This window comes from Beijerinckiaceae bacterium (genome assembly GCA_004564215.1).
In the GTDB taxonomy this organism is placed as follows: domain Bacteria; phylum Pseudomonadota; class Alphaproteobacteria; order Rhizobiales; family Beijerinckiaceae; genus Methylocapsa.
The window spans coordinates 1,526,275-1,549,459 of the sequence record CP024846.1; the positions used below are offsets into that span (position 1 = coordinate 1,526,275).

Below are 23,185 nucleotides of genomic sequence, written 5' to 3' on the forward strand. Positions count from 1 at the left end.
GGACAAGCTTGAGAGGCACGTGCCTCGTAGACCGTGGGAGAAAATGTCAGGTTTCGATCCTTTGGTTATTGAGCGGGGCAACGCGGGCGATCCTCCCACTCATGCTGAAAAATCCGGCCGCAGGCTCTTCGTCAAATCCTTCGGCTGTCAGATGAATGTTTACGATTCGCAGCGAATGGCTGACGTTCTCGCGCGGGATGGCTTTGCCGAGACCGACCGCGTGGAAGATGCCGACCTCGTCATCTTGAACACTTGCCACATCAGGGAGCGCGCGGCCGAGAAGGTCTTTTCCGAGCTGGGCAAGCTGCGTGTGATCAAGGCTGACCGCGCCAAAATGCGGCTCGATACAAAAATCATCGTTGCGGGATGTGTCGCGCAGGCCGAAGGCGCGGAGATTTTCCGCCGCCAAAAGGCCGTGGATGTTGTCGTCGGGCCGCAAAGCTATCATCGCCTGCCGGAGCTTTTGCAGCGAGCCGAACGGCGAAGCGCGATCGACACCGAATTTCCGGCCGACAGCAAATTCGACCACCTCGCGGTGCCTTCGCCGGCGCAGATTCGCAAGCGCGGCGTCAGCGCCTTTGTCACGGTCCAGGAAGGTTGCGACAAATTCTGCAGCTTCTGCGTTGTGCCTTACACACGCGGCGCCGAGGATTCGAGGCCCCTCGCCGCGATCGTGGCGGAGGTGGAAAGGCTTGCCGCCGCCGGCGTCCGGGAGGTTTGCCTTATCGGCCAGAACGTCAACGCCTATCATGGTCGCACGGAGGAAGGCGGCTCTGCATCGCTGGCCGTGCTCTGCGCCGAGCTTGCAAAGGTGCCCGGCATCGCGCGCATCCGCTACACCACGAGCCATCCCGGCGACATGGATGCGAGCCTCATTCACGCGCATCGGGATCAGGCCAGCTTGATGCCCTTCCTCCATCTGCCCGTCCAATCAGGTTCCGATCAAATGCTGCTAGCCATGAATCGCCGGCACAAGAGCGCGGACTATGTCGCGCTTGCGGCCGAAATCCGCAGGGCGCGGCCCGACATTGCTCTATCTTCGGATTTCATTGTTGGCTTCCCTGGCGAAACCGAGGAAGATTTTGAGGCAACGCTCGCATTGATCGAAACGGTGCAATTTGCAGCCGCGTTTTCGTTCAAATATTCGGCTCGTCCCGGAACGCCGGCGGCCGAATTGAAGACTCAAATTCCGGAAGACATGAAGGCGGCCAGGCTTAAGCGCCTGCAAGCCCTGCTTGAGGAACAGCGCCAATCGTTCAATCGTTCCATGGTTGGACGCAGGCTCGACGTGCTGATTGAAAAACCCGGCCGACATCCTGGCCAGATCGCCGGCAAATCGCCCTATCTTCAGCCGGTACAGATGGACGGCGATGTCGAACATATCGGCGAAATTGTCGCCGTTGAGATCGTCGCCGCAGGCGCTAATTCGCTATTTGGACGCATCGTGCCAGATCAGGCCGCTCGAGAGGCTTTTCGTTGAAACCATCGGATCGATCAGCGCCGTTTTCACGGCCAGAATTCAAGCGCGCGCCGGCCGAAAATGATGCGGCGGAGATCACCTTGGCCTTCGATGACAATCGCCATGCATCGCTGGTCTTCGGCCAATATGATCAGAACCTCGCCAAGCTCGAACGCAGGCTCGGCGTGATTGCCAATGCCAACGGCAATCATGTGACGATCAAAGGCCCCGCCGAAGCGTGCCAACATGCCCGTCTCGTATTGGAAAACCTGTATACGCGGGTGACGCTTGGGCAGCCGGTGAGCCTTGGCGATGTCGATGGAGCGATCCAGGAAGGCGCCTTGCAAGGCACGCTCTTTCCCAAGGAGGAGGATGCCGGGCGCGTTGTCTTCGAACAGATCGGGACGCGTCGGCGCGGCAATGTGCGGGCCCGCAACGCCGCGCAAGACCTCTATTTGCGAACCCTGAAACGGCACGAGCTGGTTTTCGCGGAAGGACCGGCAGGGACCGGCAAGACCTGGCTCGCTGTGGGCTTTGCGGTTCTCTTGCTGGAACAGGGGGCAGTCGAACGCTTGGTGCTGTCGCGGCCGGCGCTTGAGGCGGGCGAGAGACTGGGGTTCCTGCCCGGCGATATGCGGGACAAGGTGGACCCCTATTTGCGTCCGATCTTCGATGCGCTGGCTGATTTCATGGATGCCCGCATGCTCGAACGCGGCATGCAAACCGGCATGATCGAAGTCGCTCCGCTCGCATTCATGCGCGGGCGCACCTTGAGCAACGCCTGCGTGCTGCTCGACGAGGCGCAAAACGCGAGTTCAATGCAGATGAAGATGTTCCTGACCCGCCTCGGCGAAGGCTCGCGCATGATCGTGACGGGGGATCCGTCGCAAACCGATCTTCCGCCGGGACAGAAGTCGGGACTGAGCGAAGCGATCGAGCTTCTCTCCGGGCTCGAGGGCATTGGCCATGTTGTCTTCAAGGAAGGCGACGTGGTCCGTCACGATCTCGTGCGCCGCATTGTCGGCGCTTACGAAGCCTCGCATCGGGCGAGCCTCGGACTCGAGAAGGCGCGGAGATGAACCCCGTGATCGAAGTCGCGATCGAAGCCGGCGATTGGGAGCCTCTCAGTAGGCTCGAGCGGCTTGCGGAGGAAGCAATCGCTGCGGCGGTTCGGCAAACCGCGTTTGTACTTCCCTCCAATGCCGAAGTCAGCGTGCTCTTCTGCGATGATGCATTTATCCGCGAGTTGAACCGCAAATGGCGCGGGATCGACAAGCCGACCAATGTGCTTTCTTTCCCGCCTGGAGGCGATCCGGGCGCAACCCCACTTCTGGGAGACATTGTCATCGCATTCGAGACGGCCGCGAAAGAAGCTCTCGCCGCACAAATTCCCTTGCATGATCACGTCGTTCATCTTTTGGTGCACGGCTTTTTGCATCTCATCGGCTACGACCATATCGAAACTGCCGAAGCCGAGGCGATGGAAGCCCATGAATGTGCCATTCTCGCCAAGCTTGGGATCGCCGATCCTTACCACGCTTGCTTGATTGAAGAAGCAGTCGACGCCCATGAGTGAACGTGACAATCCTGCCACCAGCGAAGCTGGGTTCGACCGATCGATCGTTGGTGGGAAGCCGACCCTGTTCGATCGGCTGCGTGCCTTGTTTGGCCTTGGCGGCGCTTCGATCCGCGACGACATCCAGGAAGCGCTCGCCGACACCTCGATCGAAGTCGATGTTTCGCCGCAAGAGCGAGCCATGTTGAAGAACGTCCTCGCCTTGCATGATGTGCTCGTCGGCGACGTGATGGTCCCGCGCGCCGACATCATCGCGGTTGCGCTCGACACCGAGCTTGCCGGCGTTCTGGACATTTTTCGTGCCGCTGGCCATTCGCGCCTGCCGGTTTACGGGGATACCCTCGACGATCCCCGCGGCATGGTGCACATCCGGGACTTCGTCGCTTATCTCGCCGTCGCGGCGAACACGCGGGAGGGCGAGAAGCGCGCAACCGATGTCCCCGCCCCGGCCCCCATACCGGGGGATAGCAAAAACTTTTGTGGACTTTGCGAATTGGATATTCCCCTGTCACAGACAAACATTCTTCGCCCCGTATTGTTTGTGCCGCCGTCCATGCCGGCTCTGGATCTGCTGATCAAGATGCAGGCCACGAGAACCCATATGACGCTGGTCATCGACGAATATGGCGGCACCGAAGGCCTTGCTTCGATTGAGGACATCATGGAGTTGATCGTCGGCGATATCGAGGACGAACATGACGAGGACGAAAGCCCGAAGATCGAAGCCACGGCCACCGGAAGCTTCATCGTCGATGCCCGCGCCGACCTCAACGACGTCTCGGAGGCGATCGGCACCGATCTCGCCGCAATCAGCGATGCCGAAGAAATCGATACTTTGGGAGGTTTGATTACCGCGCTCGCCGGATATGTACCGGTGCGCGGGGAAATCATTGCGAAAGGCGGAATCGAATTTGAAATTCTTGACGCCGATCCCCGCCGGGTCAAGCGAATCAAGATCCGCAAGGGTGGCCCCCGTCTCGGTCCGGGACAACTCGAAGAAAGGCTCGGTCAAACGCAGCTAAGCAACGCTGATAATTCCTCGACAGAAATATAGCCAAAAAATTCGGGCGGCAACAAAACTCGGGGTCATACGGCAACGTAATGGATACCTTCACGATGAATGCTTGGTACTTTGCCGCGATTTTTTTTACTGCCATAGCAGCATTCTGCACGTACTACGGATCAGTGGCGGAGGGTCGACGAAGCGCCGATGAACAAACTACTCACATCGAGTCCAAACTTCAGGTCTTAGGAACACAGATCCAGGAGCTTCGTCTTGGCTCGGGCTCACCAGCTCAGTCAGCAAAGATTGAAGAAGTCGATGAGAAGTATCGAGAATTAGCCGAGGAATTCTTCCACTCCATTCCGTTACGAACGGCTCAAGAGGAAGCGCGCACCGCGAAACAGCAGGTAGAAGAGGTCCAGAAAGCCCAGGAGCTCGAAGCACATTTTCGCGCTGTCAAACGTGAAGCTGAAAAGCTGGCTGCAGCCTACAACCGCTCAGGTGGACAGGTTGTATTAGAACTCCAGAGCGATGGCCTACCAGAAAATCTGTTTCGTACACCTCAAAACCATCCCGCTTACGTATTGCTTAAATTCCCGGGTTCCAAATATTGGGGTATTCGAATCGTTTCCTATCCGGACCGCACATTGGCGCTGCAGTTTGTCCGCCTCCTGTCACCTGATGGTTCTTCAAACTACCAGGCGATGCAGTTGACCAATGATTCCGTCAACCTCTTCCTTCTCAAAGACCAGTTCGGATTGTCCCTGAACCAATCCATTTCGGATCCAGTAAGAGCAAATGTAACTGACGGTCTCCTCACAACACCGCAACCGCTCGATCAATTCGAAGCCACCGCAACTGAGCTTACTCGGCGCATCATTGAGTATGAACTGTTGTCACTCAAAGCGCCTAAATGAATCATCAGGTTCCGATGCAAGGGCGACGATAGACGTCTTTTCGGGAGCCTATTGATCGCAAAAAAATTCTGGACCACCTGGCAGCGAAGCCAAAAACTATTTCGTGACAAGAAAATCAGTCAAATAACAAGATAGATGCCCCATCGAGTCGACACGCAACAGCGCCGACATCTAGCAAGAGACGGCTGAATGCACGCGATCGCCGCAACGATCATCCTCGCCGCCGGCTGGCGCCGCCGCTTGATCGCCTTCTTGGCCGGGGCCACCGGCGCGCTGGCCATGGCGCCGTTTGACATCTTTCCGGCGCTCATCATCGCAATGACAACCGCCGTATGGCTGATCGACGGGACAGCCAACAAGGTGAACATGCCGGCTTACGGGCAGGGCTCCGGTTTGCTCGGATCGGCTTGGCGCGCATTCTGGGTCGGCTGGTGGTGGGGCTTCGGCTATTTCGTCGCGGGTCTTTGGTGGCTCGGCGCGGCGTTTCTCGTCGATGCGAAGGAATTTGCGTGGGCGCTGCCCCTCGGGGTCGTCGGTCTTCCAGGCGTGCTGGCGATTTTTCCCGCCGTGGGGTTTCTGTTGGCGCGGCTTTTCTGGATGCCCGGCGCCGGGCGCATTTTTGCGTTTGCCACGGGCCTGAGCTTCTCCGAGTATTTGCGCGGGCATATCTTTACGGGATTTCCGTGGAATGCTTTCGGCATGGCGCTCGGCGGCAATCTGGTCACCGCCCAATTGGCTTCGCTCATCGGCCTCTACGGACTGACGATCATCGCAATTGCGGTGTTTTCCGCCCCGGCCGTCCTCGCCGATAAGCCGGCCCGCCAAACTCTGACGCGCCGCCTCCCGCCCGCGATCATGGCGGCCATCGCAGCTTTTGGCGCCATCTGGATTTTCGGAACGCTCCGGCTGGGGAAAGGCACCACGCCGGACGTCCCCGGCGTGAAACTACGCATCATGCAGCCGAATTTGGCCCAGGATGAAAAATTTCGGCCGGAAAACAAGGTGCCGATCGTTACGCATTATTTGAATTTATCGGCCCAATCGACAACGGAGCGGGCCGGCCTCGATGATGTGACCGTTCTCATTTGGCCGGAATCGGCGTTCCCCTTTATCCTGGCGCGCGACGCCGGGGTGCTTGGCGCGATCGGAGCGCTCCTGCCGCAAAACACAGTCCTCCTGACCGGCGCGGCGCGCGACGGGGACCTATCGTTCCGGCCCGCCGGAGACTCCGCAGGGCGGCCCCAGCACACCTATTTCAACGCCATTCAAGTGGTCGCCAGCGGCGGGTTTATTCTCGACAATTATGACAAGGTGCATTTGGTACCGTTCGGGGAATATCTGCCATTCCGTTCCCTGTTTGACCGGCTCGGCATTCGCCAGTTTGTCCATATCCCGGGCGGTTTCGAGCCGGGAACCGATCGCAAACTGCTTTTCGTACCAGGCTTACCGGCGGCGGCCGCGCCCTTGATCTGTTATGAGGCGATCTTTCCGGGCGAAGTCACCCCGGGGCAAACCAACGGGGAGCGCCCCGGATTGCTCTTGAACGTCACCAACGACGGGTGGTTCGGCACCACGAGCGGGCCCTACCAGCATTTCGCCCAAGCGCGATTGCGCGCGATCGAGGAAGGATTGCCGCTGGTCCGCGCCGCAAATACCGGCATCTCGGCAATCGCCGATCCCTATGGCCGCGTTTTAGCTGAGCTGCCGTTGGGATCCGAAGGGATCTTGGATGGCGCTTTGCCCCAGGCGATCCCTGCGCCGCTGTTTGCAGAGTTTCCGCTTGCCGGCGCCCTATTCCTTTGGGTAGCGAGCCTTATCACAACCGCCGCATTTTTTCGGTTTCGCTCTTGACGTATTTAATTTCAGAATTCATGATAATGTTTAGTTGAAAATTATTGCATGCGCTCTTTTGCAGCGTGATTATTCAACCCTCGCCTTTATTTTAATATTTTTTTCCCTATATTTTTAAAACTAACCTAAGAAAGTGCGCGGATCACACGCGCTTTCGATATTATCGGGTTTGGATTGGAGATTCGCGTTCAATCCATGGGGCGTGTGTGAAAAGGCTCAGCTGATACTGTTTTCAGCTGAAAGAAGTATGTTTGACGTGAAGGCGGTGGGTTGAGGCAGTCTGTACCGTGATTCTTTCGTCCCGGAATTTCGTAATCGGGCGGCCGGCGACTTCCTTTGCGCCAACCATGGGGATGCGAAAAGGGCAACGGGAAGGCAGGCTACTCGGTGAACACCGAGGCGGCGTGGGTGCTCGTTCAACCGAGGGGCTGCGCGGCAATGCCTAGGCGAGGATGATCATGTCATCGAACAAGCTCAGAGACTCTCTCAATCACACGATTCGCTTTATTCACGATCTCGACCGGGCCCGCAACCTTAAGGATATCTCCACCCAGGTCCTGCGCCATCTTTCACAAATCGGGGCGGAGCACGTTATCGCGACTTCAATTCCGCGGCTTGGCACGACCGGCCGCCAACAACTTAGCCACGTTCTGTTTCAGGATATTCCCCAGGAATGGATTAGCCGATATTCAACTCGCGGTTACGCCTTCGTCGACCCCACCATTCGACGGATGATGTCGGGTACCGCGCCGTTTTACTGGAACGAGCTGGATCCGGACATAAAGGACGACCCGGCCGCGCGGCGGGTCATGGAGGAAGCCGGAGAGTTCAATCTCAAGACCGGCTTTTCCTCGTCCCTGCTCACCCTCGACGGGCAGAGCGTCGCCTTCTCGCTCTCAGGGCGGCAGCTGTCCAATGATCCCGAGATGCGCGGCATGTTGACGCTCATCGCGAGCTACGCCATCGGCCGTGCGATCGCCCTCAATCAGGAAGCGACAACCTCCGAGCAAGGCAAGATGGTCAGTCTGTCGGCGCGGGAGCGAGAAGCCCTGCAATGGGCCTCAGAGGGGAAAGCCGATTGGGAGATCGGCGAAGTCATGAATATCTCCGAACATGGAGCAGATAAGCATCTGCGTTCGGTACGCTCGAAACTCGGGGCCAGCAACCGGACCCATGCGGTGGCTGAAGCCATTCGCCGCGGCCTCATCGCATAATGGTACGGGAAACCGTACTATCAACATGCATTCGCCATTGGCATTTTCCATACAGTTGCTGACTGGAAATTGACCAAGGCGCAGGGTGCGACCGGCATTTTCCAGCTAGCTATTCTGGAGAATGCGCGTGATTCACATAGTAACCGCAGAAAATGAGCATCTGTATCAAGAACAGATGGAGCAAGCTTATCGCTTACGTCATCGTGTGTTCGTTGAAGAAATGGGCTGGCACAATCTAGCCAAGCCCGATGGACGCGAGATCGATCAATTCGACGATAAACATGCCGTCCATATGCTGTATATCGAGCACGACAAGGTGCTCGGTTACCAGCGTCTCCTCCCTTCAACGCGTCCCCATCTTCTCTCCGAAGTCATGCCGGAGCTTTGCGAAGTCGAGCGGCCGGTCGGCGCCCACATCTGGGAATGGACCCGCTTCTGCGTTGAGCGCAGTCGCCGTGATAAAGGCCGGGCCGTCTGTCCCATCACCAACCAGCTTCTGACTGCTGTCGTCGAATGGGGCATGGAGTGCGGCATTTCCCAGCTCATTATCGAGACCAATCCGACTTGGCTTCTGCGAATGGTGCAGCTGCACTTCTGTCCGATGCCTCTGGGATTACCCCGCACGATTGAAGGTCAGGACATCATCGCGGTTTTGACCACCTTCGATTCCAGAACCCAGGCACGGTTGCAAGAAATGCGCGGCACCAGGAGGAAGGTCACGGTTGACAGAAGCGCTCGCCGCCCAGCCCTGCTCCATGCATAATTTGCGAAGATCCTATGTTTAATATTGACCGGCGGCCGAGGGTAAAGACTCGGCCGCCGGCGGGACGGTCCCCCGTCAAGACGTTTAGGTCAAAGTCCGGCCACACGGATAGGCTTAAGGTCATATTGGCGTTATGAGGCAGGCGGCGCCTTAAAGCATCGTTTTGGGGCGTCCAAGAGCCGAAACAGAAGCGCGGCCATTGGAACAAATTCGTGAAAAAAATACCAAATCCTATTGACCGGCACGTCGGGAGTCGGGCTCGCATGCGTCGGGTCATGCTAGGCATGAGCCAGGAAAAACTGGGAGAAGCCTTGGGCTTGACTTTTCAACAGGTCCAAAAATACGAAAAAGGCACCAATAGAATAGGCGCCAGCAGACTCCAGCAGATTTCAAGAACCCTCGATGTTCCGCCGGCCTTTTTCTTCGAGGGAGCTCCTTCCTTTGAGGCGGCGGCCGACCTTGAACCGAGGCAGTTGGGCGTCGCCGAGGAGCCAAAAAACAACTATGTGGCTGATTTTTTGTCGACGGCCGAAGGCCTGCATCTGAATATGGCCTTTGCCCGCATCCACGATCCAAAGGTCCGCAAGCGGATCATCGATCTGGTCTCCTCTCTCGCGGGCGAACAGCAACATGCCGAACCCCTTGAGAGTGAGATGACGGCGGCCGATAAAAACAGCTCTGATTGAGCCTGCCTGTCCGCTTTATCGAACATGACAGCGCGAATGGCTTGACAAAACGAACGGGTTCACAAAAGCATGGGCGCAACCAACGCGGACGCTCGCTGACCTGCGACATTCTGATCTGCGTGACCTTCTTTTTTTGGAGACAGTCCTTGGCGCGTGACAATTATCTGTTTACGAGTGAATCGGTTGCGGAAGGCCATCCCGATAAGGTCTGCGACCGGATCTCGGATGAGGTCGTCGATCTCTTCTTCCGTGAAGGCGCGAAGGCCGGGTTGGACCCCTATCAAACCCGGGTTGCCTGCGAAACCTTGGCAACCACCAACCGAGTCGTCATCGCTGGCGAGGTGCGCGGTGCCAAGATCCCCCCTGCCGCGATAGAGGCCGCGGCGCGCGAGGCGATCAAAGACATCGGGTATGAGCAAAGCGGCTTCCATTGGCAAACCGCCAAAGTGGAGGTTCTTCTCCACGCCCAATCCGTCGATATTGCGCAAGGTGTCGATGCCACCGGCAATAAGGACGAAGGCGCGGGCGATCAGGGGATCATGTTCGGCTACGCATGCCGGGAAACGCCGGCGCTCATGCCCGCCCCCATTTATTACGCCCACAAAATTCTTGAGGATTTGGCCCGCGAGCGCAAGGCCAACTCGAGCCCCGTCGGTAAGCTTGGACCGGATGCTAAAAGCCAGGTGACGGTCCAGTACCGCAATGGCAAACCCGTCGGCGTGACCCAGATCGTGCTCTCGACCCAGCACCTCGACGAAAACCTCAGTTCCGAGGATGTGCGCGATATTGTTCAACCCACAATCCTGGCGGCTTTGCCGGAGGGCTGGATCACCAAGGACACCGTCTGGCACGTCAACCCGACCGGCAAGTTCGTGATCGGCGGTCCCGACGGCGATTGCGGCCTAACCGGGCGCAAGATCATTGTCGATACTTACGGCGGAGCGGCGCCGCATGGGGGTGGTGCGTTTTCGGGAAAAGATCCGACCAAGGTCGATCGATCGGCCGCCTATGCCGCGCGGTATCTCGCGAAAAATGTCGTCGCGGCCGGACTTGCCGACCGCTGCACGATTCAGCTTTCCTATGCGATCGGGATTGCCGAACCCCTGTCGATCTATGTCGATACGCATGGCACAGGACAAGTTCCCGAGGCGAAACTGGAAGCGACGCTTGGGCAGGCCATGCGCCTGTCGCCGCGCGGAATCAGAGAGCATCTGTTGCTCAATCGGCCGATCTACGCGCGCACCGCAGCTTATGGACATTTCGGACGCTCCCCGGATGCAGACGGAGGCTTTTCCTGGGAAAAGACCGATCTGGCGGAGAAGCTCAAAGCCCATTTGGGCTAGCCGGGTCGCGCTGGCACGGGATGCCGGAAAATGACGCCTATGGCAAAGCCGCTGTCGCAGAAAAACGGCAGCGGCCACCACCTCGCGTCCCCGCAGAGCTTGCATGGGCGTCGCAAGGGCAAGAAGCTTCGCGCCAAGCAGACCGAGCTGCTTTGCTCCTTTCTGCCATCCATCCGCTTCGATCCCTCAAGGACCCTTACAGACCCAGCTGCTCTTTTTGTCGACCCGCCCTTGTCTCTCTGGCTCGAGATTGGGTTTGGCGGCGGCGAGCATTTGACCGCCGAGGCCAGCGCGCATCCGCAGTTCGGCTATATCGGCTGCGAGCCGTTTTTGAACGGGGTCGCCAAAGTCCTGGCCTCCATTGAAGATAGCCATTTGCGCAACGTCCGCATCTACGATGGGGACGCGCGGATGGTGATCGAAGCCTTGCCGAGCGGGGTCCTGGACGGGGTCTATCTGCTCTATCCCGACCCTTGGCCAAAGCGAAAGCACCATAAGCGCCGCTTCCTGTCCGACGACGTGCTTCTCGCGCTTGCGCGGGTGATGCGCCGGGGCGCCGAACTTCGTTTCGCGACGGACATCGATGACAACGCCGGCTGGACATTGGCCCGTGTTTTACGATCCAAGGAATTTGTTTGGGTCGCTGCCGGCCCGCAGGACTGGCAACAGCCCTGGCAGGAGTGGAGCGGTACAAGATACGAAGAGAAGGCGCTCAAGGGCGCCCGGAAACCCGCTTATCTCACGTTCAGGCGAGTGTGACGCCCGTCGGGCCACGCGCCTTGGCGCGCAAAGGGCCGTTCATCTCTTAAAGTTCTTCTTCACTCGTTCTTTAGCATGGAACGGAGTTTCCCTTCGCGCATTTCGTGAGAGCGCGTAAGGTTCCCGTATAGCGTTCATCCAAAGCTTCGCCAGGAAGGAAAAATGGCCCAAATAAGGCCTTTACAAACCCTTACCTTTGGCGTCTGATAAATGAAAACAATTAAGAAATATGGCACCTTGGCCATAAATTAATTGAGGAAGCGTCACATGATATTTGTGATTGGAAGTGTCCTTTTAGGGGCCATTCTCGGACGGTTTTTCAAGGTCCTTATTCTCGTCCCCGTATCTGCCCTCCTCGTCGCATTAGTCATCGGTTGGTCTTTTTACGACCAGTGCGGCCTGCTGTCGGCTTTGGGAAGAATGGCCATTTTGGTCACCGCTCTCCAGATCGGCTACGCCTCCGGCATGTTTACATACCTGATTCCGCCCTTGCTGCAACGCATGCATCTTGTTCGGAGCCATCGCGGATCGCGTGCCTCGGCCCCGGTCCATCACTAAATGTCGGCCACAAAAACTCCATAATATATCCTGATTATTGACGATTATTAATAGATAAGCTCTGGCTGAGTTAACCAATTTGGTTTCAGCCATTGGGTTAAATGGTTCTTCACGCTCTTAGCGGGACCCGTGCCACATCGTTTCAAGCCTTCACGGGCTTGAGACGGGGCTCGGCCACCCTGTTTCAGCAAACCGCAACGCCGGCCTTTGTTCCGGCGGAACTCGCTTTCTTGGTCCCTTTTGGCATTGCGCCGGCTGTCCTTCTCACTGCGGCGGCCCTTGCGGTCGAACAGGGCATCGAGCCGGACGTAGCCTTGCTGGCGAACGGCACGACCTCCGAGATTTTCTTTTACCAATGCCTGGCGCATCACCTCGGCGCAGCCTTCCTCGATGGCGAGGCCGTGCTCGGCGCCGGCGCACGTTATCCCCAATCCATTCATGTTGGGCTGGCCCCCCTCGCGGGAGACCGCAGCCCTCGCTGGCTGGCCGCGCCCCGCGGCAAAATGCTCGCACTGCTGTTGGCGCGCGCCCAAGCCGGCGAAAATCTGGGGACGGACCTCGCCATCACGACGCCCACCCGCATGTCCAGCCTGCTGCGTGCACGCGCGGCGCCTTCGATCCTGCGCGAAGCAAGTTTCGGCCTGGCAGATCTCGATCCAAGCCTTTCGGCGAAAAATGGCCCGAGCTCGCTGCAATGCGCTGGAGCGATGCTGACCCTCGCCGCCGGGACATTCGCATTTAGCCTGGCACCGGCGCCGACGTTGAACATTACCTCTCTGGCGATGACCTGTTTGTTTTTCGCTTCGATCTGCCTGCGCCTGTTCGCCGGTGCGGCCAGTTTGGGTCGGAAGCAGGAGCTGCAAAATCGCAGCCCTGTCGACGCGGCTGGCTTGCCCGCCTACTCGATCGTCGTCGCCTTGCATCGCGAGGCGCGGGTCGTTCCGCAGCTCATTGCCGCGCTCAACGCGCTGGATTATCCGCGCGGCAAGCTCGACATCAAGCTCGTGATCGAAAGCGAGGATTTTGCGACGCGGCGCGCCCTTGAGGCGCAGCGGCTTCCTCCCATTTACGAAGTCATCGTTGCCCCCGCTGGCTTCCCGAAGACCAAGCCCCGCGCGCTCAACATCGCCCTGCCGCTTCTGCGCGGCGAACTTGTCGCGGTCTTCGATGCCGAAGATACCCCGGCCCCCTCGCAACTTCGCGAAGCCGCCGAAAGATTTCTCCTGGCTCCGCGTCGTCTGGCCTGTCTTCAGGCCCGGCTCGCGATCGACAATATCGAGGATTCCTGGCTGACCCGCCTGTTTGCGATCGAATATGCGGTGCTGTTCGATGTGTTGAATCCCGGTCTTGCCGGTCTTGGCCTGCCGCTGCCGCTTGGCGGCTCGTCCAATCATTTTCGCACCGAAATTCTGCGCGAGGTTTGCAGCTGGGATGCCTGGAATGTCACCGAGGATGCCGATCTCGGCCTTCGCCTCGCCCGCCTTGGATATCGTGTCGACACTTTGGCGTCGAGCACGCAGGAAGAAGCTCCAGCCCGGATCGAGGCGTGGCTGGCCCAGCGGCGGCGCTGGTCGAAAGGATGGATGCAGACGTTTATTACGCTCACGCGCAATCCCGGTCGCCTCATTACCGAGCTTGGCCCAGCAACGGCTCTCGCGGTCCTGTTGATGATGACTGCATTGGTTATCGCGCCACCGCTCTGGCCTTTTCTTACTGCGCTCCTGATCTACGATCTTGGCACGGGCCTCCCATCGCCGAACACGATTTCCTTGCTGGTCGCAACGGTCCTTTGGATCTCGGTCGGAGCTTTTGGCTTGGGTTCAATCCTGTGGCTCTGCCTGCTTGGCATGAAGCGACGCAAACTACGGGGGCTCTGGCCTTTCCTGCCGCTGCTGCTGCCCTATTATTTGCTGACATCGGTCGCGGCCTGGATGGCGCTCGGTGATCTTATTTTGCGGCCCTTTCATTGGCACAAGACCGAACATGGGCTGGCAAAAACCTCCCGGCAAGGCACGCCGACGATCGCGGCCAAAACGGCGGCGGTCAGAGCAAGTCTGTGGTGACGCGGAGCCGCTGGAACCAGCATAGGATGGTGCGGATAGAATCGACTCTCCCGTCGTCATTTATGGCTTTCCTCGCGAACCGCCGCCGTCTAGTTCTGTTCCTCCCAGGCATACACCACTTTGTGGCCGAGCTTGTTTTCCAGATCTGCTCGACTGCCGTAATTGGTGATCAAGGCGCTGCGTAAGTCCTCCGGCATTTTCTGGTCACGATAAGGCATGGACGCAAATTCGTTCGATGCGGTCTCTGCGTCCATCCAATAGCCCTTGTCCGCGATCAGAGCTTTCGCGAGCGCCGGATCATCAAAGCCGATCACCGCGATCTCGGACGACCGCTCGCCCCACATAGCCCAGTTGAGCGAGCTTGGAATATAGGTCTCTATTTCCGTATGGAACGGAAATGGATCGTCCTCAGGATAAGGCTCAACCCAGCGCATCGAACAATATTCCTTTTTGCTGATATCGGCCTTGAAGTTGAAGGCATAGATCTTCTGGTACTTCTGATAGAAAAAAGTGATCGGATCTGGGTCAAGCACGCTCAGAAGGACGGTTTCGCGCGCCAGCGGAGACCGTGTCTTGCGCGGCACTTCCAGCACATCGCCCATAGCAAAATCGAATTCGCACAAGAGCTGGAACCGGTAGGGTCGCTTGAAGACCTGCTCAGGCAACCGTCTTTCGATATGGAAGACGCTTTCGACTTTCTGTCTGGCGGCAGGAAACTGTTCCAAGGTCAAAAAACTGTCGTTCATCTAATCATTCCGCTGGCTTGCAACCCAGCTTGCCAGAAGTTTCGTCGCCGCAAGGCGCGCAGTTCCTCTTGATGGCACGCCGCCGGACCGTTCCTTCTCGATCTTCACCAAATGGGTCTCCAACTGCGCGAGATGCGGATTGTCGCCAACGCCCAGCGGGTCCCAACACTTGAGGAGGATGGCTCGGATAGAATCTATTCTCCCGTCGTCCTTCATCACTCTGCTCGCGAACTGCCTGTCAAAAGAGTCTTCAGCGTGAGGTGCGCGATTCCTCATGAAGGCCTTGGGCGCTCAAAAAATGCCACCGGTACTCAAGCACCATGTTGTACGCAGCCCAGAATTCTTCTTGCAACGAACGATGTCTGCTTTGCTGGAATAGACTTCCACCGTTCTTCAATGTCTTTGAGATAACATTCCAATTCTTCTACCGTGCAATTGTTTCTTACAAGATCGACAATACCAGGAATGAGGTCGTCATATTCGTCGGTGAGATGCGGATTATCACCAACGATAAGCGGGTCCCAATCAGTCAGCAGGATGGCTCGAACACGCTCAGTGGGATCTTTGCTCATCACTCGCATCGCGCAGCCAAGAAATTCTATCCGGACTCAAACGTTATGAGCTAAAGTTTCGACTATGTTCTTTGCCGCGCGCCTTGTCCGCGGTCACTTTTTGCATGAACCATTGTATCGCTACCCGGGAGAGAATGATTTGATAACCTCCCCTTCATCTCTTTGTAGACCGCCTTCATAGTAAAGCTGAAATGTATTTGTATCTTCCGGCCAAGGCTCGTCAAACGAATACCCTTCAAGCATATAAATATACCCATCCTTTACCTGAAGCAGGAAGCCGGCTCCATTTTGTAGGCCGTCAATATTCCCGTCGACATCTCCGAACCGAAAGGACGGGTTGCCGGGAAGACTTGCGACTTCATCTGGAATTGAAAAATAAGTCCAGAAGCCGACGCCCGTCATGTGCCGCTTCACAACGCGCGCGGCAAGATATTGCCCGCGTAGAATCTGGAAGGTTTCAGCCTTGCCATCAACGAGCATTTCGAGGACGGCATTCTCTAACTTTGTTAATCCTTCCATGGGTAAGCCGTCCCTATTTTAATAGCTCCATCAGGCATAACCCTACCGCCTACACCGAGTTTGTAGCCATTTATTTCAATTTGTATCTTATATTGGCCAGTGATTTTCTGTTCCGTTATCACCTTACGAGTAGCGTCTTCGATTGCGCGAAAGGCAGTCTCTTTGGCATCATAGTGTGATAAAAACTCATCCAGTTCACGTCCTTCTTTATCGAAAATGTGATGCAACTTGTTCGAATCAACATTCGGAGGTTGCTTGGACTCCGGTGGCTCCGATGGCTCTATTGCCGGTTTAACCTTCTCTCGGGGAGGCGGCTTTTTTTTCGGGCTCTCGCTGTTTGAACCTTTCAGCCTTGTCCGAAGCCATTCGATGAAAGCACCAAGCGCTTTCATTCTTGCCTTCGTCCGATAGCCTGCCGGAGTTCCAGATCCGCCGCCCGACCATTGCCCGCTTTCGCGCCCGCTTCCGGCCGGCACGCGCGGCTGATCCGGGTTGAATTTCAAGAGAGCCATCGGCGAGAGATCAAATCCCTGCGCTTTCATCAGCTCGGCGGGCGCGACGCCCGAGTCGAGAAGTTCGTCGGCGACGAACAGGCGCAAGACTTGCTCATCGGTGCAAGGCGGTAGGCCCGCATGGGACAGATGAATATGTGCAAGCGCCTTCTCGCCTTCGTTCCAAAGCTCTGCCGCGCGGCCAATTTTTTCGAGAACATAAGGCGCGATGGGCCGCTCATAGGCGGTCGCGAGCAGCGCCATCGCGCGCCTCATCGTCAAGTGCCAGTCGCGGCGCACCGCGTTCCGCCCGCGTCGTTTTGGCGAGGATCGTTCCGGCGCCGAGCATCAGCCCTTCGCCGGTGATCTCCATGCGCGGACGGACACGGCGTCCCTCCCATTTTTGCAAAAGCTCTTGCGTTTGCGCCACCCAAACTCCGTTTCGAAAGCGGAAGAATCGAGTGGGAAGGGTACAGCCGACCCTCCAAAACGCCTAAAACAGACCGAGAACAAAAAGCCGAGGGAAAGTGGTAAGATCGCGGAAGCCGAACCGTCTTCGGCAGGCCGCGCTTATTTCCGCTTGAGCAAATCCGGCCTTCTCTCGCGCGTGATCCTGAGCGCTTCGGCCTCGCGCCAGGCCTTGATTTTCGCATGGTCGCCGGACAGCAGCACTTCGGGGATCTCCCTTCCCTCCCATTCGCGCGGACGAGTAAAATGCGGATATTCGAGCAGCCCTGCCTCAAAACTTTCATCCGTGCCGGAGGCTTCCTTGCCCATCACGCCGGGCAAAAGCCGCACGCAGGCATCACACACCACCATGGCGGCGATCTCACCGCCGGAGAGCACATAATCGCCGATCGAAATTTCTTCGAGGCTTCGCGCGGCGATCACCCGCTCATCGACGCCCTCGAACCGGCCGCAGATCAAGACCACGCCCTCACCGGCCGCAAGCGCCCGCACGCGCGCCTGGGTGAGCGCCGCGCCGCGCGGGCTGAGCAATAAGCGCGGCCGCCGGTCGTCCTGATCGAGGTTGGCGTCGAGACTCGCGCTCAGCACATCGGCGCGGATCACCATGCCGGGGCCGCCGCCGGCCGGCGTATCGTCGACGGCTCTATGCCGGCCAAGGCCATGCGCGCGGATGTCGTGGGTATCCAGGGCCCAGATACCGCGTGACAAACCCTCGCCAGCGAGCGAGACGCCGAGCGGGCCCGGAAACATCTCCGGAAACAGCGTGAAGACTGTCGCCTGCCACATGAGGGATCAACGCTCCGGCCGAAGAACCTCCGGCCCGTTTGTTCTTGGCACTGACTATCCGAAAACTCTGCAGCTCTTCGGGATCATGCTTCGGAAGGCTTGGCCTCGATCTCCTCGGGCGGCACCACGGTAACTTTGCCGGCCTCAAGATCGACGTGGGGAACAATCGCCTTGGTGAACGGCAAGAGCAATGTCTCGCCGCCATCGGCGCGGGCAATTTCCAAAATATCGCCGGCACCGAAATTGACGACCTGAACGACCTTGCCGATCGGCTCGCCCGTCTCGTTCATCGCAGAAAGACCAATCAGATCGGCAAGATAGAATTCTTCCTCTTCGACCGTGGGCAAGCATTGGCGCGGCACATAAAGCTCGACATTGGTCAAAGCCTTTGCGCCCTCGCGGTCGTTGACCCCGGCGATCCGCGCCACAAAGAGCCCGTCCTTGAGTGGACGCAGCGCGGCAATTGAGAATTGCCGCGTCCCCGTCGCATCAAGGAGAGGTTTGTAGGATGCAATCGCACGCGGAACGCCGGTGAAGGAATTGAGCCGCAGCTCGCCGCCGACGCCGTGCGGGGCGCCAAATCGGCCGACGAGGATGCGATCCTTGACCATGGCGTCCCAAAACATTTCGGCGAAACGCAGATTCGTTCGCGCAAGGAAGACGGGGCCTTAGATCACGATGATTTTGGATTGACTCAATCCAAAATCATGAACGTGATCGATTCCAAAAGCTTAGAGCGGGATGCGGGCGGAAAACCGGTTTCCACTTTTCCTCATCCCGCTCTAGGCCGCCGGAGCTGCCGGTGTGGCCGCCGCTTTTTCCGCCGCCGCGGCGCGTTCCTGCGCCTTTTTCCTCGGCAAAGCCTGTTTCGGATTGTTTCCCGGCGCGCGCTTGAGGAGGCCCAAACCATCGAGCAACCGGGCGACACGATCGGTCGGCTGCGCGCCCTTGGCGATCCAAGCCTGAACCTTTTCCTGATCGAGCACGACGCGGGCGGCCGAATCCTTGGCCTTCAGCGGATCGAAGGTGCCGAGACGTTCGATGAATCTGCCGTCGCGCGGCATGCGTGAATCGGCGACCACAACCCGATAGAACGGCCGCTTCTTGGCGCCGCCCCGCGACAGACGAATTTTCAAAGGCATGTGTACTTCCTTTCAACAGATGAACAGCTAAACAATGTCTAACCTTCGACGAGATCGAGCCGCTTTTCGATGCGCGCGACCCGCCCGTCGAGGCGATCGAGCTTGGTATTGACCTCGGCGAGCTGCACCGAATGGTCGGCGACGGAACGCTCGAGGTGGCCGAGGCGCACGATGACATCCTCTAATCTATTTTCCACACGATCGAGCTGCCCGCGCATATGACGCAAATGCTCGAGGATGAGATTGTCGGCCTCGGCCATTATTTCTTCTTTCCGAAGGGATTGAGCCCGCTGAACAGGCCGCCGCCAAGGCCTGGAAGCTTCGCGCCCCCAAGACCCGGCAAGGCCGGCGCCTCGGGCTTGCCGGCCGGCGGCTTCATGCTGGGTTTGACCGCCTGTCCCGGCCCTGGCCCGATCTGGCGCTGACCCATTTGCTTTTGCATGGCGGCGATCTGCTCGGGCGTCGGTTGCGGCATGCCGCCCATGGAATTGCCGCCCGGAAGACCCAGCATCGAGGCCATCTTGCCCATCGGGCTGCCGCGCTTGGCGCCGCCCATCGACTTCATCATGTCGGCCATCTGCCGATGCTGTTTCAAAAGCTTGTTGACGTCCTCGACGCGGGTGCCAGATCCCGCCGCGACACGCTTTTTGCGCGAAGCCTTGAGCACGTCGGGATTGCGCCGCTCCTCGCGGGTCATCGACGAGATAATAGCGCGCTGACGCTTGATGACGCGATCGTCGAGATTGGCGGACGCGAGCTGCTCCTTCATTTTGGCAACGCCCGGCATCATCCCCATGATTCCGCCAAGGCCGCCGATCTTCTCGACCTGGGAAAGCTGGTCCGACAAATCCTCGAGATCGAACTTGCCCTTGCGCATCTTGCCGGCGATGCGGCGGGCCTTTTCCGCGTCGATCGACTCGGCGGCTTTTTCCACGAGCGAAACAATGTCGCCCATGCCGAGAATGCGGTTGGCGATGCGGGAGGGATGAAAATCCTCCAGCGCGTCCATCTTTTCGCCGGTGCCGAGCAGCTTGATCGGCTTGCCGGTCACGGCGCGCATGGAGAGCGCCGCGCCGCCGCGCCCGTCGCCATCGATCCGGGTCAGCACAATGCCGGTCAGGCCGACGCGATCATCGAAGCTTTTGGCGAGATGGACCGCGTCCTGGCCGGTCAGACTGTCGGCGACGAGCAGGATCTCATGCGGTTTCGAGGCCGCCTTGATCTCGACCATCTCCTCCATCAGCGCTTCGTCGATATGCGTGCGGCCGGCGGTGTCGAGCAAGACGACATCATAGCCTTGCAGCCGCGCGGCCTGCTCGGCGCGCTTGGCGATCTGCACCGGGGTCTGGCCGGGGATGATTGGCAAAGTATCGATTTCGACCTGGCGGCCGAGCACGGCGAGCTGTTCCTGCGCGGCCGGACGCTTGACGTCGAGCGAGGCCATCAGCACCTTGCGCTTCATCCGCTCGGACAGGCGCTTGGCGATTTTGGCCGTGGTCGTGGTCTTGCCCGCGCCTTGCAGGCCGATCATCATGATCGCAACCGGCGGCGCCGCGTCGAGATCGATATGATCGGCATCGGAGCCGAGCGTCTCGATCAGCACATCGTTGACGATCTTGACAACCATCTGGCCGGGCGTCACCGATTTGACGACATTGGCGCCGACCGCGCGCGCGCGCACCTTGTCCACGAAGGAGCGCGCCACGTCGAGCGCGACATCGGCTTCGAGCAAAGCGCGGCGAACCTCGCGCAGCGCGAGGTTGACGTCCTCTTCCGAGAGCGCGCCACGCCGCGTGAGCTTGTCCAATATGCCTGAGAGCTTTTCCGAAAGCCCTTCGAACATGCGCTTGATCCTGTCGCAGTAGCCGCACGAAGCGGCCGAAAACCCCTAGGGCATGATCCCGAAAAGTTGCAGACTTTTCGGACAGGATCATGCCCAAAAACAAACAGATAAGGGCATGATCCCGATCATGCCGTGTCTTGGACCGCTCAGGGCTGTTCCGCGCGGAAAAGCCTAAGTTTAGGCTTCGCAACGCCAAACGCGCCCGGGAGCGCAACGCGCCGCCGGACGTTCACCGCTTGCCTCCCAGGACAAGGCGGAGCGCTCGAAACCAACCCTCAAACGGAGGACAGTGCCTTTTGGCCCGCGCGGGGGCGGAAGTCAAGGAAGGGGGTGGGGAGCGGGTGGCGGCTCAGTTTTGAGTATTGGTCGTGACCCAAGCGGACTGGCTCAGAATGTTGTTCTTGAACGTTCGAAAGGGGCGGTTGACCTTTCCGCCAAATGAAGAATCAGAAATAGCTTGCATAGCGCGTTGGATTAGAACAAAATGAGAACAAAGACTCCAGGCATTAAGATGTCTAACCAACGCATTCGCGACCCATTGCATGACTTGATCGAATTTTCGACCTCGGAGCTAGAACGCACCCTGTGGAAGGTTGTGCAGACTCGCCCTTTCCAGCGACTGCGCCGGGTGAAACAACTCGGCTTTTCTGATCTGATCTACCCAGGGGCTAGCCATTCGCGCTTCGCCCACAGCGTTGGCGTCTTCCACACCGCCCGCCAGCTGATGGCGGTGGTTCAACGCCACGTAGTAGACCAGGACAGCAAGGAAAGGCGAGCTCTTGCGGCCGCGCTCGTTCATGACCTCGGACATGGCCCATTCAGTCACGCATTCGAGAAAGTCGGAAGCCGGCTCGGTCTGAAACTCGCAGACCATGAGAACATGAGCGATGCCCTCATCAGGCAGAGCGAGGTTTCGGAGGTTCTCAACGAGTTGGGGAGCGGCTTCGCCAACGACGTTGCCGACATCATACAAAAGGACGGAATTAGGACTGTACAGCACGCTGTTGTGTCGAGCCAATTCGATGCCGACCGCCTCGACTACATGCGCCGCGACCGCATGATGACAGGCACCCAACATGCGGCAATCGACTTCCGATGGTTGATCGCGAATCTTGAAATCGGATCTGTACCTGTGGGTGTAGACGATATGCCGATCGGTAAGGTCGAGACCTTCGTTCTAGGACCCAAGGCGATCTATGCGGCGGAAGCCTTTGTCCTTGGTCTCTTCCAACTCTATCCAACCGTCTATTTCCATAAGGCTACTCGCGGAGCAGAGAAGATATTCACAGAGCTTCTGGTTCGGGTGGTGACACTCGTCCTCGACGGTATGGTGACCACAACGGGACTGCCAGCAAACCACCCAATTGTGCGCTTCGCACAGCGCCCCGACGATATCGATGTCGCGCTGATGCTGGACGACGCCGTGATCTGGGGGGCGCTCACTCAGATGGCCGAAGCGACCGATCCCCTCGTTGCGGGATTCGCAGCCCGGCTCCGAGACCGCAAGCTATACAAATGCCACGATATCCGTACGCAAGTGGCACATGTACTGGATCCAAAGAGCATCAATGATGACAATGTTATCGAGAAGATCGACAAGTGCTGTGCGGGAATTAGTTCAAAATTAACCGAATGGGTCACCAGTAACGGGGAGGGGCGTCCCCGCATATTGATCGACCACGACGAGCGCTCGCCGTATAAGCCCGTTGGCCAGTCCAAGGGGCCCCTCGATCGCATTAACATTCGCACGGACGGCGGGACGCTGGTCGATCTGAAGGAGCGCTCAAGCGTCGTGGCCGCCTTGAAGACATACAAGCTGTTCCGCGCCTATGCGGACGAGACTGATACGACGGCGCGGGATACCGTGAGGCGCATCGTGGAAGGGGAGATCGCAACATGTCGTACGTAAACGCCGCAAAGGCAGCTGGCATAGTCCGTGATGCGGGCGGTCGCATTGTCGGTCGCACTCGCCTCCAAAAGGTCGCCTACCTACTGAGTGTCACCGGTCTCGAAGACGGCTTGCCCTTTGCCTACAAGCATTATGGCCCGTACAGCGAGGATCTGGCCACGGCCGCCCGCGACGCCGGCCTACTTGGCTTGTTGAGTGAAACCGAGCAGCAGGCATCTTGGGGCGGCACGTACTCGACTTACGTTGTCGGTGAACACCCTAGCTCGTCTGTTCCCCTTGCTCGTCGCCGTCTGGCAGCGGAGGCGGCGGCGGCAGATGCGATCGAGTTGGAGCTGGTGGCCACCGTCGTGTTTCTTGCCAAGGAGGGGCACAGCGATCCGTGGATGGAAACGGCGCGCCGTAAGCCGGAAAAGACTGAGAACGGCAGGATTGAAAAAGCCCGGGACCTTTACCGAAGGCTATCCGCAATCGAGACGCCCGTCCCTTGGCCCGCCATCTTGTGACAATGCGTATGAGT

General features: G+C 58.4%; 26 protein-coding genes and 1 pseudogene. 17 read left to right on the forward strand and 10 right to left on the reverse strand.

Annotated elements, in window-relative coordinates; translation table 11 throughout:
* Positions 1-43 precede the first annotated feature (43 nt).
* The 13 genes from CU048_07160 (at position 44) to CU048_07220 (ending at position 14,192) form a co-directional block, all read left to right on the forward strand.
* A complete protein-coding gene (locus CU048_07160; GenBank protein QBR71099.1) occupies positions 44-1,480 on the forward strand; it encodes a tRNA (N6-isopentenyl adenosine(37)-C2)-methylthiotransferase MiaB in 1,437 nt (478 codons plus the stop codon).
* A complete protein-coding gene (locus tag CU048_07165) occupies positions 1,477-2,538 on the forward strand; it encodes a phosphate starvation-inducible protein PhoH (protein ID QBR71100.1) in 1,062 nt (353 codons plus the stop codon). The genes CU048_07160 and CU048_07165 overlap by 4 nt, the downstream gene beginning before the upstream one ends.
* Entirely contained in the window at positions 2,535-3,035 is a 501-nt protein-coding gene (ybeY, locus tag CU048_07170; GenBank protein QBR71101.1) for an rRNA maturation RNase YbeY, read from the forward strand. The genes CU048_07165 and ybeY overlap by 4 nt, the downstream gene beginning before the upstream one ends.
* Positions 3,028-4,089, forward strand: coding sequence for a hypothetical protein (locus CU048_07175; GenBank protein ID QBR71102.1), 1,062 nt, complete (start codon positions 3,028-3,030; stop codon positions 4,087-4,089). The genes ybeY and CU048_07175 overlap by 8 nt, the downstream gene beginning before the upstream one ends.
* 47 nt (positions 4,090-4,136) lie before the next feature.
* Positions 4,137-4,955, forward strand: coding sequence for a hypothetical protein (locus CU048_07180; GenBank protein ID QBR71103.1), 819 nt, complete (start codon positions 4,137-4,139; stop codon positions 4,953-4,955).
* Between the two features lie 189 nt (positions 4,956-5,144).
* Positions 5,145-6,806 carry an apolipoprotein N-acyltransferase gene (locus tag CU048_07185; protein QBR71104.1) on the forward strand — a complete coding sequence of 554 codons (1,662 nt, stop codon included), beginning with the start codon at positions 5,145-5,147 and terminating at the stop codon, positions 6,804-6,806.
* A gap of 458 nt (positions 6,807-7,264) precedes the next feature.
* Entirely contained in the window at positions 7,265-8,020 is a 756-nt protein-coding gene (locus CU048_07190; protein ID QBR72734.1) for an autoinducer-binding protein, read from the forward strand.
* 127 nt (positions 8,021-8,147) lie between these two features.
* Entirely contained in the window at positions 8,148-8,783 is a 636-nt protein-coding gene (locus tag CU048_07195) for an autoinducer synthase (protein ID QBR72735.1), read from the forward strand.
* A 212-nt stretch (positions 8,784-8,995) separates the two neighbouring features.
* Positions 8,996-9,469 carry a transcriptional regulator gene (locus CU048_07200; GenBank protein QBR71105.1) on the forward strand — a complete coding sequence of 158 codons (474 nt, stop codon included), beginning with the start codon at positions 8,996-8,998 and terminating at the stop codon, positions 9,467-9,469.
* Positions 9,470-9,615: 146 nt separating this feature from the next.
* Positions 9,616-10,812 (forward strand): methionine adenosyltransferase, encoded by a 1,197-nt coding sequence (locus tag CU048_07205; protein QBR72736.1) that lies wholly within the window; start codon positions 9,616-9,618, stop codon positions 10,810-10,812.
* A 39-nt stretch (positions 10,813-10,851) separates the two neighbouring features.
* Positions 10,852-11,571 carry a tRNA (guanosine(46)-N7)-methyltransferase TrmB gene (locus CU048_07210; protein QBR72737.1) on the forward strand — a complete coding sequence of 240 codons (720 nt, stop codon included), beginning with the start codon at positions 10,852-10,854 and terminating at the stop codon, positions 11,569-11,571.
* Between the two features lie 267 nt (positions 11,572-11,838).
* Complete coding sequence (locus CU048_07215) at positions 11,839-12,129, forward strand: hypothetical protein (protein ID QBR71106.1); 291 nt, start codon at positions 11,839-11,841, stop codon at positions 12,127-12,129.
* A gap of 101 nt (positions 12,130-12,230) precedes the next feature.
* Positions 12,231-14,192: a glycosyl transferase gene (locus tag CU048_07220; protein QBR71107.1), complete on the forward strand. Its 1,962-nt coding sequence runs from the start codon at positions 12,231-12,233 to the stop codon at positions 14,190-14,192.
* Between the two features lie 89 nt (positions 14,193-14,281).
* On the opposite strand, the gene CU048_07225 is transcribed toward CU048_07220, so the two are convergent.
* The gene (locus CU048_07225) at positions 14,282-14,938 is read right to left on the reverse strand and encodes a hypothetical protein (protein QBR71108.1); all 657 of its coding nucleotides are present in this window, start codon (positions 14,936-14,938) and stop codon (positions 14,282-14,284) included.
* Positions 14,939-15,214, reverse strand: a complete 276-nt coding sequence (locus tag CU048_07230; protein ID QBR71109.1) for a hypothetical protein — start codon at positions 15,212-15,214, stop codon at positions 14,939-14,941.
* Between the two features lie 44 nt (positions 15,215-15,258).
* Here CU048_07230 and CU048_07235 point away from each other — a divergent pair, with 44 nt between their 5' ends.
* On the forward strand, positions 15,259-15,564 hold the full coding sequence (locus CU048_07235; GenBank protein ID QBR71110.1) for a hypothetical protein: 306 nt from the start codon (positions 15,259-15,261) through the stop codon (positions 15,562-15,564).
* Between the two features lie 66 nt (positions 15,565-15,630).
* On the opposite strand, the gene CU048_07240 is transcribed toward CU048_07235, so the two are convergent.
* The 5 genes from CU048_07240 to CU048_07260 all read right to left on the reverse strand — a co-directional run bounded on the left by CU048_07240 (position 15,631) and on the right by CU048_07260 (position 18,385).
* Positions 15,631-16,029 carry a hypothetical protein gene (locus CU048_07240; GenBank protein QBR71111.1) on the reverse strand — a complete coding sequence of 133 codons (399 nt, stop codon included), beginning with the start codon at positions 16,027-16,029 and terminating at the stop codon, positions 15,631-15,633.
* Positions 16,017-16,784 (reverse strand): hypothetical protein, encoded by a 768-nt coding sequence (locus CU048_07245; protein ID QBR71112.1) that lies wholly within the window; start codon positions 16,782-16,784, stop codon positions 16,017-16,019. The genes CU048_07240 and CU048_07245 overlap by 13 nt, the downstream gene beginning before the upstream one ends.
* Entirely contained in the window at positions 16,759-16,950 is a 192-nt protein-coding gene (locus CU048_07250) for a hypothetical protein (GenBank protein QBR71113.1), read from the reverse strand. Before CU048_07250 ends, CU048_07245 begins: the two co-directional genes overlap by 26 nt.
* A gap of 140 nt (positions 16,951-17,090) precedes the next feature.
* Complete coding sequence (locus CU048_07255; GenBank protein QBR71114.1) at positions 17,091-17,774, reverse strand: tRNA (guanosine(37)-N1)-methyltransferase TrmD; 684 nt, start codon at positions 17,772-17,774, stop codon at positions 17,091-17,093.
* A gap of 83 nt (positions 17,775-17,857) precedes the next feature.
* Positions 17,858-18,385: a 16S rRNA processing protein RimM gene (locus CU048_07260; GenBank protein QBR72738.1), complete on the reverse strand. Its 528-nt coding sequence runs from the start codon at positions 18,383-18,385 to the stop codon at positions 17,858-17,860.
* Positions 18,386-18,439: 54 nt separating this feature from the next.
* Here CU048_07260 and CU048_07265 point away from each other — a divergent pair.
* A pseudogene (locus tag CU048_07265) lies at positions 18,440-18,559 on the forward strand (SAM-dependent methyltransferase).
* On the opposite strand, the gene CU048_07270 reads toward CU048_07265, so the two are convergent.
* Genes CU048_07270 through CU048_07280 form a run of 3 tightly spaced genes read right to left on the reverse strand, consistent with a single transcriptional unit; the run spans position 18,557 to position 20,759 of the window.
* Entirely contained in the window at positions 18,557-18,916 is a 360-nt protein-coding gene (locus CU048_07270) for a 30S ribosomal protein S16 (GenBank protein ID QBR71115.1), read from the reverse strand. The pseudogene CU048_07265 and the gene CU048_07270 overlap by 3 nt on opposite strands.
* A 38-nt stretch (positions 18,917-18,954) precedes the next feature.
* Positions 18,955-19,176 carry a hypothetical protein gene (locus CU048_07275; GenBank protein QBR71116.1) on the reverse strand — a complete coding sequence of 74 codons (222 nt, stop codon included), beginning with the start codon at positions 19,174-19,176 and terminating at the stop codon, positions 18,955-18,957.
* Entirely contained in the window at positions 19,176-20,759 is a 1,584-nt protein-coding gene (locus CU048_07280; protein QBR71117.1) for a signal recognition particle protein, read from the reverse strand. The genes CU048_07275 and CU048_07280 overlap by 1 nt, the downstream gene beginning before the upstream one ends.
* 484 nt (positions 20,760-21,243) lie before the next feature.
* Between CU048_07280 and CU048_07285 the strand changes: the two genes are divergently transcribed.
* A complete protein-coding gene (locus tag CU048_07285) occupies positions 21,244-22,668 on the forward strand; it encodes a hypothetical protein (protein ID QBR71118.1) in 1,425 nt (474 codons plus the stop codon).
* Positions 22,656-23,171 carry a hypothetical protein gene (locus CU048_07290; GenBank protein ID QBR71119.1) on the forward strand — a complete coding sequence of 172 codons (516 nt, stop codon included), beginning with the start codon at positions 22,656-22,658 and terminating at the stop codon, positions 23,169-23,171. The genes CU048_07285 and CU048_07290 overlap by 13 nt, the downstream gene beginning before the upstream one ends.
* Positions 23,172-23,185 lie beyond the last annotated feature (14 nt).